Annotated in this window: 9 protein-coding genes (1 of these 9 cut by a window edge); 6 read left to right on the top strand and 3 right to left on the bottom strand. The window is 66.3% G+C overall.

What is annotated here, in order from left to right; genetic code table 11:
* Positions 1-53: 53 nt before the first annotated feature.
* The 5 genes from LDB29_RS24850 (at position 54) to LDB29_RS24830 (ending at position 9,236) form a co-directional block, all read left to right on the top strand.
* On the top strand, positions 54-2,498 hold the full coding sequence (locus LDB29_RS24850) for a TonB-dependent receptor (protein ID WP_044661140.1): 2,445 nt from the start codon (positions 54-56) through the stop codon (positions 2,496-2,498).
* A 23-nt stretch (positions 2,499-2,521) separates the two neighbouring features.
* Positions 2,522-4,075, top strand: coding sequence for a tryptophan halogenase family protein (locus tag LDB29_RS24845; protein WP_257557395.1), 1,554 nt, complete (start codon positions 2,522-2,524; stop codon positions 4,073-4,075).
* The gene (locus LDB29_RS24840) at positions 4,075-6,342 is read left to right on the top strand and encodes a beta-glucosidase (protein ID WP_257557394.1); all 2,268 of its coding nucleotides are present in this window, start codon (positions 4,075-4,077) and stop codon (positions 6,340-6,342) included. Before LDB29_RS24845 ends, LDB29_RS24840 begins: the two co-directional genes overlap by 1 nt.
* 120 nt (positions 6,343-6,462) lie before the next feature.
* On the top strand, positions 6,463-8,934 hold the full coding sequence (locus LDB29_RS24835) for a glycoside hydrolase family 3 N-terminal domain-containing protein (protein WP_257557393.1): 2,472 nt from the start codon (positions 6,463-6,465) through the stop codon (positions 8,932-8,934).
* A 104-nt stretch (positions 8,935-9,038) separates the two neighbouring features.
* A complete protein-coding gene (locus tag LDB29_RS24830; protein ID WP_257557392.1) occupies positions 9,039-9,236 on the top strand; it encodes a hypothetical protein in 198 nt (65 codons plus the stop codon).
* Between the two features lie 240 nt (positions 9,237-9,476).
* On the opposite strand, the gene LDB29_RS24825 is transcribed toward LDB29_RS24830, so the two are convergent.
* Both LDB29_RS24825 and LDB29_RS24820 read right to left on the bottom strand, forming a co-directional pair.
* Positions 9,477-9,704, bottom strand: a complete 228-nt coding sequence (locus tag LDB29_RS24825; protein WP_025551049.1) for a hypothetical protein — start codon at positions 9,702-9,704, stop codon at positions 9,477-9,479.
* A complete protein-coding gene (locus tag LDB29_RS24820) occupies positions 9,694-9,897 on the bottom strand; it encodes a hypothetical protein (RefSeq protein WP_048575535.1) in 204 nt (67 codons plus the stop codon). Before LDB29_RS24820 ends, LDB29_RS24825 begins: the two co-directional genes overlap by 11 nt.
* A gap of 200 nt (positions 9,898-10,097) precedes the next feature.
* Between LDB29_RS24820 and LDB29_RS24815 the strand changes: the two genes are divergently transcribed.
* Positions 10,098-10,751: an alpha/beta hydrolase gene (locus LDB29_RS24815; RefSeq protein WP_257557390.1), complete on the top strand. Its 654-nt coding sequence runs from the start codon at positions 10,098-10,100 to the stop codon at positions 10,749-10,751.
* Between the two features lie 180 nt (positions 10,752-10,931).
* Here the strand turns inward: LDB29_RS24815 and LDB29_RS24810 are convergent, their stop codons facing one another.
* Positions 10,932-12,210 carry the 3' portion of a TonB-dependent receptor gene (locus tag LDB29_RS24810; protein ID WP_257557388.1) on the bottom strand. The gene runs 707 nt beyond the window's last position, so 1,279 of the gene's 1,986 nt are visible here — the last part of the coding sequence; its start codon lies off the right edge, out of view; the stop codon is at positions 10,932-10,934.

The raw sequence follows: 12,210 nt of genomic DNA, 5'->3' as shown, positions 1-12,210 counted from the left end.
TGTCAGGCTTGGGTCAATAGGCGCCCACAGACCATGTGGGTCCAGGGAGAGAGATGATGAAAAGCTTTGCGCTGGCCGCGAGCACCGCGCTTGCATCCGCAACCTTGTGGATGACCCCCGCCTTCGCACAGGATGCAGCGCCCCAGACGGCGCAGCCCGATTATGGCAGCGACATCATCGTGACGGCCACCCGTCGCGAAACCACGCTGCAATCCACCCCCATCGCCGTATCCGCCTTCGGCCAGGCGCAGCTCGACCGGCAGCAGGTGAAGGACGTCACCGACCTCGCTCGCTTCGTCCCGTCGCTCCAGTTCAACCAGCAGGGCGACCAGTCGGCGGTGCTGCTGACGCTGCGCGGCATCGGCAACGACAGCGCCTATACCGAAGTGGCCGACCCCGAAGTCGCCATCTATGTCGACGGCATCTACTCGCCGCGCGCGCAGGGGGCGTCGGTGCTGATGTACGACATGGAGCGCGTCGAGGTGCTGCGCGGTCCGCAGGGCACCCTGTTCGGCCGCAACGCGACGGTCGGTGCATTGAGCCTCATCTCCGCCAAGCCGAAGCTGGGCGAGTTCGGCGGCAATGTGGAGGTCGTCGCGGGCAATTACGACCGTCTGGGCGTGCGCGGCGCGATCAACATCCCGGTCACCGACACGCTGGCCTTCCGCGTCGCCTTCGTCACCGACCGGCATGACGGCTATGCCGATTTCCAGCCCGCGCCGGACGTGCCCGGCATCAACCGCTCGGCCTTCATCACCACCGGCAAGAAATATTATGCCGCCGACCAGCAGTCGGGCCGCGTCTCCATGCTCTGGCAGCCGAGCGAACGCTTTAGCTGGAACCTGTCGGCGGAAGGTTTCCTCGACAATGGCGCGCCGGTCATCGGCCTGCTCCAGACGCCGCGCCCCGGTACGAAGCGCTGGTCGACGCTCAGCGACACCGCGCCCGACACCGATCGCTATTCCGTCGCGGTGCGCAGCACCATGAACTACGACGTCACCGACGGCATCCAATTGAGCTATATCGCGGGCTGGTCGCGCATCGGCGGCTCGACGCAGACCGATGCGGACGCAGGCGCTCTGCCGCCGACGGGGCAGGTCGACGCGGACGGCAACGACCTGCCGCTCGGCGCCTTCGGGGAGAACCGGACGCTCTCCTCGCGCTACGATTTCCAGAGCCATGAGGTCCAGCTCAAGTCGACCGGCGAACAGGCGATCGACTGGATTTTGGGCGCCTATTACAGCCATGAGAAGAACCGCATCCGCTTCGACATCGACCAGCGGAACGGCTATCGCGACGGCACCTTCAGCTGGGCGGGCAGCTTCATCCAGGCGAATCGCCAGATCGACAGCCGCGCCGTCTTCGGCCAGGCGGTCTGGCATGTCAGCGACGCGCTGCGCGTCACGGGCGGCCTGCGCTACACCTCCGACAAGAAGGAGGATATCGGCGGGCGCAACGTGACCTTCTCCGGCTGCCCCGCGACCCTGCCCGCCGACGCGTGCCAGGGCGGCATCTTCGGCGCCTATCCGAACGCCACGGCGGATGAACTGGCCGCGCTGCTGCCCGGTTTCTCCATTTCAAGCAACGATGTGAAGGGCAAGTGGGACAAGCTCACCTATCTCGCCCGCGTCGATGCCGACCTGGCGGAGGATGTGCTGGGCTATGCCAGCATCAGCACCGGCTTCAAGTCGGGCAATATCCAGGACAATGCCGGCCTGACCGATCCGGAAACGCTCACCAACTATGAAGTCGGCCTGAAGTCGCGCTTCCTCGACCGGCGCGTCACGCTGAACCTCGCGGCCTACTATAGCGACTTCAAGGGCTATCAGGTGAACCAGGCCGTCACCTTCCGCGACGATGCGGGCAATGTCGTGCGCAGCCAGATGATCACCCAGAATGCGAAGGGCGCCAAGGCCTATGGTCTGGAGGCCGAAATGGTGGCGAACCTGACCGACAGCGACCGGCTGCAATTCTCCGGCACGCTCCAGAAGACCAAGCTGGAGGAACTGGAGAGTGTCGACGGGCGCCTCTACGACGGCGGCAAGCTGTCCTCCATCGCGCAGCTCAAGGGCAATGAACTGGCGCATGCGCCGCGCTTCTCCGCCACGCTCAGCTATGAGCATGATTTCGAACTGGCGAGCGGCGCGAAGATCACGCCCCGTTTCACCACCCATTATGAGACCAAGAGCTGGCTGAGCTACTTCAACGGCGACGCCAATCCCTTCGTCAATCCCAACGATCCGGCCGATAACATGCCGAACCGCGGCACCAACGGCACCGATTGGGACCGTCAGAAGGCCTATTTCCGTTCCGACGCGTCGATCCGCTTCGTGTCGCCGGACCAGAAATATTCGGTCGAAGCCTTCGTCCAGAATATCGAGAATGGGAAGATCCGCACGGGCGCCGGTTCCTTCGGCGCGCCGCGCTACGACCCGGTATTTCTGTCCAACCTCCAGCCGCCGCGGACCTGGGGCGTGCGCGCCCGGGCGAACTTCTGACCGGCTGACGAGGAGAAGTTGAGATGACGGCCGACATTCCCTCCCCCGGTCGGATCGTCATCGTCGGCGGCGGAACGGCCGGATGGCTGTCCGCCGCCACCTTCTCCCGCACTATGGGGATGCGCGATGTGACGCTGGTGGAATCCAGCGAGATCGGCATCATCGGCGTGGGCGAAGGGACATTTCCCACCATCCGCTCGACCCTGGCGGGACTGGGCGTTGGGGAGGGGGAATTCCTACGCTCTGCCGATGCGACCTTCAAGCAGGGCGTGCTGTTCGACGGCTGGGCCACGGGCGCGGACAGCTATTTCCACCCGTTCAACATGCCCATCGGCGGCGAGGATGAGGCGCTGCTGCCCCATTGGCTGGCGATGGAGGGACAGCGCGCTTCCTGGGCCGACAGCGTCACCGTGCAGGAACGGGTGATCCGCGCCGGGCGAGCGCCCAAGCGGGTGCAGGATCCGGATTTTTCCGGTCCGATGAACTATGCCTATCATTTCGACGCGGCGCGTTTCGCGGACTATCTGCGGACGATCTCGCTCGCCGCCGGTGTCCGGCGGATCGAAGGCATGGTGGCGCATGTCGAACAGCGGGAGGATGGCGACATCGCCGCCCTGACCCTCAGCGACGGGCGGCGGGTCGAGGGGGACATCTTCATCGACTGTTCCGGTTTCCGCGCCCTGCTGATCGGGCAGACGCTGGGCAGCGGCTTCGTCGGCTGCGGCGACACGCTGTTCAACGACCGCGCGCTGGCGATGCAGGTGCCCCATGACCGCCCGGACGCGCCGATCCGTCCCTATACGCTGGCGACCGCGCATGAGGCGGGCTGGACCTGGGACATCGGCCTCCCCGAACGGCGGGGCATCGGCTATGTCTATTCCAGCCGCCATTGCTCCGACGATGAGGCGGAAGCCGTGCTGCGCCGCTATGTCGGGCCGGGCGGGGAGGCGCTGACCCCGCGCCAGCTTCGCTTCGCGACCGGTTATCGCGAGCGGCAGTGGATCGGCAACTGCATCGCCATCGGCCTGTCGGCGGGTTTTTTCGAGCCGCTGGAATCGACCGGCGTCATGCTGATCGAGGCGGCGCTGCGCATGGTGGGGGATTTCCTCCTGCCTGCCGGAAGCGCCAGCGACACCGCCGCCCGCAATGCCGCGGCGCGCCGCTTCAACAGGCTGATGACGGCGCGGTTCGAACGGATCGTTCGCTTTCTGAAGCTGCATTATTGCATTACCCGCCGCACCGACACGGCCTATTGGCGCGACAATGCCGATCCGGCCTCCATCCCGGCGGATCTGCTGGATCTGCTCGCCCAATGGCGGCACCGCCCGCCCTCGCGCTTCGATTTCACGGTCGATCTCGAAACCTTCCTGCCGCCCAGCTATCATTATATCCTCTACGGCATGGGTTTCGAAACCCGGCTGGCGGGCGGCATCGGCCGCTATCCCGGCGGGCAGGAGGCGCGGGCCGCCTTCGCCAGGGTGGCCGGGGCCTCCGGCGCCGCCGTCTCCCATCTTCCCGACCATCGTGCGCTGCTCGACCATCTGCGTGGGCGGCAACCCTCTGCAAGAGTATCCTGATGACGCGCAAACCGCTGATCGCTTTCCTGCTTCTTGGCGTCGCCGGCCTGGCCCATGCGCAGCCTTCCCCGCCGGTCCCCGCCGCCAGTGCCGGCAGCAACCGCGCCCTGTCGCCGGAAGCACGCGCCAGGGCGCTGGTCGCCGCCATGACCCTTGAGGAGAAGCTGGCGATCATCCACGGCTATTTCCCGCCGCTCGCCCGGCCTTCCCAACCGATCGCCATGATCCCGTCCGCAGGGCACATCCCGGGCGTCCCGCGCCTCGGCATCCCGACCCTGCGGGAGAGCGACGCGAGTCTGGGCGTCGCCAACCAGATCGAGCAGCGCAAGGGCGATACGGCGACGGCCCTGCCGGCCAGCCTCGCCACGGCGGCCACCTTCAACCCGGCGCTTGCCTATGCGGGCGGCGCGATGATCGGCGCGGAGGCGCGGGCCAAGACCTTCAACATCCTGCTCGCGGGCGGCGTCAACCTGACCCGCGATCCCTGGAACGGGCGGAATTTCGAATATCTGGGCGAAGATCCGCTGCTGGCCGGGGTGATGGCGGGCGAGCATATCAGGGGCGTGCAGAGTGCCCATATCGTCTCAACCATCAAGCATTTCGCGTTGAATTCGCAGGAAACCGGCCGCACCGTGCTGGACGCCCGGATCGACAGGGCGGCGCTGCGCGAAAGCGACCTGCTGGCCTTCCAGATCGCGACGGAGATCGGCGATCCCGCCTCCGTCATGTGCGCGTATAACAAGGTGAATGGCGATTATGCCTGCGAAAATGACTGGCTGCTCAACCAGGTCCTGAAGAAGGACTGGGGTTATAGGGGCTGGGTCATGTCCGACTGGGGCGCGGTCCATTCCACCGGGAAGGCGGCGCTGGGCGGGCTCGATCAGGAATCGGGGCAGGAACTGGACGATGCGATCCATTTCGGCAAGCCGTTCGAGGAGGCTGTGAAGGCCGGCCGGATTCCCGCGGCGCGGCTGGACGATATGGTGGAGCGCATCCTCCATGGCGTGATCGCCAGCGGCCTGATGGACGATCCTGTCCCGGAAAGCCCGCGCCAGATCGACTATGCCGCCCATGCCGACATCGCCCAGCGCGCGGCGGAGGAGGGCATCGTCCTGCTGAAGAATGAGGGCGATCTGCTGCCGCTCGCGAAAAGCGCGCGGCGGATCCTCCTGATCGGCGGCCATGCCGATGTCGGGGTGCTGTCGGGCGGCGGATCGTCGCAGGTCCGCTCCGTCGGCGGGGCTCCGGTCGAAATTCCGCTGACAAAGGGGGCCGCCGCCTCCTTCGCGCGGATGACCTGGCATGCTTCCTCGCCGCTGAAGGCGATCCGCGCACTCGTGCCGCAGGCGGAGGTCAGCTATATCGACGGCGGCGACCCAAGGGCGGCGGCCGAAGCGGCGCGTCGGGCGGACCTCGCCATCGTCTTCGGCTGGCAATGGCAGACGGAGGCGCAGGACCCTGACAATATGCGCCTGCCGGACAATCAGGATGCGCTGATCGACGCGGTCGCCACTGCCAACCGGAAGACCATCGTCGTGCTGGAGACGGGCGGCCCTGTGGAAATGCCCTGGATCGCGAAGGTGCCGGCGCTGGTGCAGGCCTGGTATCCCGGCCAGCGCGGCGGCGAAGCCATGGCGAATATCCTCTTCGGGGACGTCGCGCCTTCGGGCCGCCTGCCCATCACCTTCCCGGTGCGCGCCGGTCAGGCGCCGCGTCCGGAACCGGCGGGCCTAGCCGAACTGCACGCGGCCGAGGCCCGCCGGGACGCCGGGGACAAGACCAATTACGGCATGACCGGCGGCGTGGCGCCCTTTGCGGTCGATTATCCCGAAGGTGCGGAGGTCGGCTATCGCTGGTATGCGATGAAGGGCGTGAAACCGCTTTTCCCCTTCGGCCATGGCCTGACCTATACCAGCTTCACCTATGCCAATCTGGCGGTGCAGGACGGCGCGGCGCTGACCGTCAGCTTCGACGTGACCAATGCGGGCAGCCGTGCGGGCGCGGACGTGCCGCAACTTTATGTGCAGGCGAAGGGGAGCGCAGGCATCGCCGCCTGGCGGCTTGCCGGCTTCGACAAGCTCAGCCTGTCGCCCGGCGAGACCCGGCGCGTCACCATGACCGTCGACCCACGCCTGATCGCGCGCTTCGAGGAAGGGAGGGGCTGGCGGCTCGACGGCGGCAACTATGCGCTGGCGGTGGGGCATCATGCGGGCGACGCCGCGCTGAAGGGCGTGGCGAGGCTTAATGCCAAGAGCCTGAAGCCCTGATGGGGGCGGTTGGCCCAAGTGCAGAATGTGCTCCTGCCTCCGCGGGAACGCATTGATGCCCGGACAGAAAAAATTCCGCTATTTCGCCAGCATGAAGGCGACCTTATTCCAGGAGACGACATGACCATCGGCCTTTCGCCCGTTTCCCTGACCGCCCTGACGGTCCTGCTCGCGGCATCCGCAGCGGCGCAGCAGCCCGCGGCTTCGGTTGCGCATCCCGAACTCTGGCCCAGGGTCGATGCCCAGCCCAAGCGCGACCCGGCCGTGGAAAGGCGCGTCGACGCATTGCTGAAGGCCATGTCGGTCGAGGACAAGGTCGGCCAGCTCATCCAGGTCGACATCGGCTCCATCACCCCCGCCGACGTGCGGACATACAAGGTCGGATCGGTCTTGAACGGCGGCAATAGCGGCCCTTATGGCGACGAATATGCTTCGCCCACCAAATGGTTGAAACTGGCGGACGAATTCCATGAAGCCTCCATGTCCCGGAGCGACAGGGGCCCGAAAATCCCGATCATCTGGGGAACCGATTCCGTCCACGGCAACAACAACATCGTCGGCGCGACGCTCTTCCCGCACAATATCGGCCTGGGCGCGGCGCGCGACCGCGATCTCATCCGGGAGATCGGGCGCGTGACGGCGCTGGAGACGGCGGCGGCGGGGCTCGACTGGACCTTCGCGCCGACGCTGGCGGTGGTGCAGGACGACCGCTGGGGCCGCACCTATGAAAGCTATTCGGAGGAGCCGCAGATCGCCGCCGACTATGCCGGCGCGATGATCGAGGGCGTGCAGGGCAAGGCCGGCACCAGGGATTTCCTCGCGCCCGACCATCTGATCGCCACCACCAAGCATTTCCTGGGCGATGGCGGCACCGGCGGACGCGACCAGGGCGATACGCGCGTGTCGGAGGAGGTGCTGCGCGACGTGCATCTGGGCGGCTATCCCGCGGCGATCGAGGCGGGCACGCAATCGGTCATGGCCAGCTTCTCAAGCTGGAACGGCGCCAAGATGAGCGGCAACAAGTCGCTGCTGACCGGCGTGCTGAAGGATCGCATGGGTTTCGACGGCTTCGTCGTGGGGGACTGGAACAGCCATGGGCAGGTGCCGGGCTGCTCCAATGAGGATTGCCCGCAGGCGATCAATGCCGGGCTCGACATGTTCATGTATTCGGGGCCGGGCTGGAAACAGCTTTACGACAACACGCTGCGGGAGGTGAGGGCGGGGACGATCCCGATGGCGCGGCTGGACGACGCCGTGCGGCGCATCCTGCGGGTGAAGATCCGCGCGGGGACGTTCGAGCGGGGGCGCCCCTCCACCCGCGCCTTTGCCGGCAAGTTCGACGCCATCGGCTCCGCCGCCCATCGCGCCGTCGCCCGGCGCGCCGTGCGGGAATCGCTGGTGCTGCTGAAGAATGAAGGCGTCCTGCCGCTCAAGGCCAATGCCGACATCCTCGTCGCGGGCGAGGCGGCCGACAGCATCAGCCAGCAGGCAGGCGGCTGGTCGATCACCTGGCAGGGGATCGACGTGCCCAATTCGGCCTTTCCCAACGCCCAGTCGGTCTGGAAGGGGATAGAAGAGATGGTGAAGGCCGGCGGCGGCACGGCGCGCTACGCCCCCGACGGCCGCTTCACGCAAAAGCCGGACGCCGCCATCGTCGTCTTCGGGGAAAAGCCCTATGCGGAGTTCAAGGGCGACGTTCCCAATCTGGAATACAGCCCCGGCGACAAGCGCGATCTGGAGATGCTGCGCCGCTTCAAGGCGGCGGGCGTGCCGGTGGTGGCGGTTTTCCTTTCCGGTCGGCCGCTTTGGGTGAATGCGGAACTCAACGCATCGGACGCCTTCGTCGCGGCCTTCCTGCCGGGGAGCGAGGGCGGCGGCGTGGCCGATATGCTGTTCGCCGGCGCGGACGGGAAGCCGCGCCATGATTTCCGCGGAAAGCTGAGCTTTTCCTGGCCGAAACGCCCCGACCAATATGTGCTGAACCGCCGCGATCCGGGCTACGATCCGCTTTTCCCCTTCGGCTATGGCCTGAGCTACGCCCGGCCCGGCAAGGTGGGGACGCTGGACGAGAGCCGCCCCGCCGGCATGGCGGCGGCGACGCCCGGCACCTTCTACGGACGCGGCCAGACGCCGCCCGGCTGGGCCATAGAGGCGGAGGGCGTCACCCAAAGCGGCGTCGACCGCCGCGCGCAGGAGGACAGCCGTCGCTTCGTCTGGAAGGGGGCAGGGCAGGTCGCCTTCGTCGCCCCCCGCGCCTTCGACCTCTCGCGCGAGAGCAACGGAGAGATCAGCTTGGTCGTCGAATATCGGGTGGACGCAAAGCCGGCGGGGAAGATGACCGTCGGCCTGCAAAGCGGGCAGAGCACGGTCGAACTGCCGATCGGCGGCGCATTGTCCTCCGCAAAGCCCGGGGAATGGTCTCGGCTCGTCGTTCCGCTGCAATGCTTCGCCAAGCGCGGCGCGGACATGCAGGCGGTCACCGCGCCGCTCGTGCTGCGATCCAGCGGCGCTGCCGACATCAGCATTTCGGACGTGAAGCTGGACTATGTCAGCGTGCCGATGGACGCCTGTGGCGACGCGGCCCCGCGCTGAGGGGAAGGAGCGATAAAGCAGGTTAAGCCCTATTCGGTTGTCGCCCTGTGGTGAGGATACCGTCCCGACATGGCACGTTGAGACCCTCGAAGCAGGAGATCGACATGCAGAATGACGGACAGCGCGGCGAATCGACCCAGGACCCGGCGGAGGGCCGCAATGACGTGCCGCCGCCGGAAAAGGGCTCGCCCGGCGGCGATGCGGGCCAGGCCGACGATGAAGCGGCGGAGCGCGTGGAGAAAGCCGAGGACAACGATCCCAATCCATTGGCGCCGCCCGTCAATACGGAAGCGGGAAGCTAGAGGATTTTCCAGGCAGATGGAATCATCTGCTGGTTCGGAAAACACGACAAAACAAAAACCTAGAGCAGTCGGGCCCATGCAATCGGATCGGAATCTGCTTTGGACATGGTGCGGAACGGCCCGTGCTGAGCCTGTCGAAGGGCGGGACCGGTTTTCCGCCTGAAGGGGTGCGATAACGGAAATTCGGATGCGCGTGCCCTGCCTCCGGCCTGACGCAGCACGCTCCAGCCAATGCTTCGGTCAACCGGAGAGCAGCGGGTAACGCATGCGCCAGTCGTCCAGCAGCGCCTCGATCGCGGCGATTTCCTGAAAGCTTCCGGTCGGCGCGGCCGCCCAGTTGCAATGCGGATGCGTCGCGCGGCTATAGAGCCGGATCGGCCCCACCAGCCTGCGCCAATGATGCTTGCTGCGTCCATGATCGCGCACCAGACGGGCGACGATCAGTTCGACGAGTTTGTCAGCCGTCATTCTCTTTTCCCTCGGCGCAAGGCCATTGTCCCGGCAGTTCCAGATAAGCCTCCAGCTCCCGCCAGTGCCGGTCCCATCCGGGTCCGCGCCGTTCTTCCGGCACATGGGCCTCCACCATGCGCCTGGCCCGCGCCACGACATTGCCCGCGGGTGCGCGCAAACGGTCGAGAATGTCCCTGATGCCGTCTGTCATGAAGATCGCCGCCGCATCCATCGCTGATAGGAGCAGGCGTGCCGGCTTTCAACTTTCCCGAACCGGCTGGCCCGCCTGACCTCAGGCACAGGGAGCGCGCCTTTCGGTTCGTCGCGCAGCGGCAACAGCAGTCCGCAAAACATCCATCCACTATTGTCAATCATAATGATAGAGAATATGTCATGGGCAGGAGGTTTCCCATGCGCCCATATGCCCCTGAACTGACCGCTTCCGCGACGATCCTGACCGTGCCTGGCCTGATGAACAGCGGGCCGGGGCATTGGCAGACGATCTGGGAAACCGAACTGCCCAATTGCCACCGCGCCGAACTGGGCAGCTGGGACGCCCCGCAGCGCAATAGCTGGATCGGCAATCTCAACCATGCGATCGATCGCATCGATGGTCCGGTCATTCTGGCCGCCCATAGCCTGGGCTGCCACGCCGTGACCTGGTGGGCCGCGTTCGAATGCCGCGAATGGAGCGAAAAGATCGTCGGAGCCCTGCTGGTGGCGCCGCCTGAACTCGAATCGGGTGCCGTCGACCCCCGCCTGCGCGGCTTCGCGCCGACGCCCAAGGCGCTGCTGCCTTTCCCCTCGATCCTCGTAGCCAGCCGCAACGATCCCTATATCTCCTTCAGCCGGGCGAGGCTGCTCGCGCAATTCTGGGGCAGCCGTTTTGCCGACGCGGGAGAGGCGGGGCACATCAACGCCGATTCCGCGCTGGGCGATTGGACGTTCGGACGGTTCCTGCTGTCCCGGCTCGGTCAGCCTTTCGAAGATCAGGGAATGGATGGCCAGCGCATCGCCGGCGAGCGGGAACGCAGCGCGGAGGCGACGCTGCTTTACGGCGTCTGACCATCGCCTTCCTGTTGTTGAATGGCCGCTGGACGGAGGCGAAGCGGCGCGGTTGAGCCCTCAACCGGCCTTCGCCTGTTCCTCCTCCCCACGCTTCGCGCGGGGAGGATGTCCGTTTGAAACGATGCGGCGACAGAAATTTGGAGCGCGCGACCAGCGTCCGCTTCAACGCGGCGCGCCCTAAAACTTGACCTTCATCCCCAGGCGCACGGTCCGGGGCTCCACGACCCGGCTCAACCGTCCTTCCTGCGGACCCGTCATGTCGAAAGCGGGAATATAGGACTCGTAAAAATAAGCGATGTCCTTGTCCCGGCTGTCGAAGATATTCAGCAGCTCCCCATAAAGTTCGATCCGCTTGCCCTTCCACGCGCCGCGGGCGTTCACCACCGTGCTCCCCTTGTCCCGCACGCTATTGTCCTCGATCAGCGGATAAGGCCCCAGATGCCGCACCCGCAGGCTCGTCTCCCAGCGCCCCAGCACGACAGCCACGCCCGCCGAAGCGGCATTTTCGAAGGCATTGGGAATCCGGTCCCCATTGTCGTAGCGCGAATGGCTGGCGGTATAATTGCCGTCCAGCGCCAGCCAGGGCAGCGGCCGCCAGAAGGCGACGATCTCATAGCCTTGCCGCTTGCTGGCGCCGGTCGGCTCGACCGCGTTGCTATCCCCGACGAAGCGCAATTCGCTGCCCACATTCAGCCACCAATAGGTCGCCGTCAGGCTGGCCGAACCGATCTGGACCCGCCCGCCCAGCTCCTTGCCGGTGCCGCGCACCAGCACCGGGACAGGCGTGTCGACATTCACCGCCCCCCGCACATCGTTGCTGTGGAAGCCACGGCCCCAATTGGCGTAGAGTTCCAGCGCGGGCGCGACCCGATAGGCGAGCGACGCCTTGGGCGACAACAGGCTGTCCGACCCCTTGCCTTCGCCCAGAGCGGCGGCGGCGGCATCCCTTGCCCGCACCGCATAGCGATAATGATCGCCGCGCAGCCCGCCCGTCACGCGCAGGCCGGGCAGCGGCCGCCACGTCACGTCGCCGTAAAGCGCCAGCGACAGTTCCTCGACATGATAGCGCCCCAGCGAGGAGAGGAAGGCCCGGTCGGCGGTGCGCGACACGCCGACATTGCCGATATGATCATAGCGATCCTCCGTCCCGACGCCGAAATCCAGCGTGGACCCCAGCGACCAGCGCTTCTCCGCCGTCGCGCCGATAATCCAGCGGCGGTCATATTGGCGGATCTGCGCGCTGCTGCCGTCCGGATCGGCATAGGTCGGGTTGGAATACATCGACCAGTCATAATATTGCGCATAGCCATTGGCGCGCCAGTCCGCCTGCGTCACCGCGACATTGCCGACGAGGCGCGTCGTCGCCCCCCGCGCCGAGGGATCAGGCGAGCAGAACACATCCGCGCAAGTCCCCGATCCGACGATCCGTTCCGGAATCTGCTCGGTCGGCCGCCAT

This window comes from Sphingobium sp. CFD-2 (genome assembly GCF_024611135.1).
GTDB lineage: Bacteria > Pseudomonadota > Alphaproteobacteria > Sphingomonadales > Sphingomonadaceae > Sphingobium > Sphingobium fuliginis.
This window is presented reverse-complemented; position numbering and strand designations above follow the sequence as displayed.

Coding starts and splice junctions, on each gene's coding strand:
- LDB29_RS24830 (WP_257557392.1), top strand. CDS start 9,039: ATGCAGAATGACGGACAGCGCGGCGAATCGACCCAGGACCCGGCGGAG.
- LDB29_RS24840 (WP_257557394.1), top strand. CDS start 4,075: ATGACGCGCAAACCGCTGATCGCTTTCCTGCTTCTTGGCGTCGCCGGC.
- LDB29_RS24850 (WP_044661140.1), top strand. CDS start 54: ATGATGAAAAGCTTTGCGCTGGCCGCGAGCACCGCGCTTGCATCCGCA.
- LDB29_RS24835 (WP_257557393.1), top strand. CDS start 6,463: ATGACCATCGGCCTTTCGCCCGTTTCCCTGACCGCCCTGACGGTCCTG.
- LDB29_RS24815 (WP_257557390.1), top strand. CDS start 10,098: ATGCGCCCATATGCCCCTGAACTGACCGCTTCCGCGACGATCCTGACC.
- LDB29_RS24825 (WP_025551049.1), bottom strand. CDS start 9,704: ATGACGGCTGACAAACTCGTCGAACTGATCGTCGCCCGTCTGGTGCGC.
- LDB29_RS24820 (WP_048575535.1), bottom strand. CDS start 9,897: ATGACAGACGGCATCAGGGACATTCTCGACCGTTTGCGCGCACCCGCG.
- LDB29_RS24845 (WP_257557395.1), top strand. CDS start 2,522: ATGACGGCCGACATTCCCTCCCCCGGTCGGATCGTCATCGTCGGCGGC.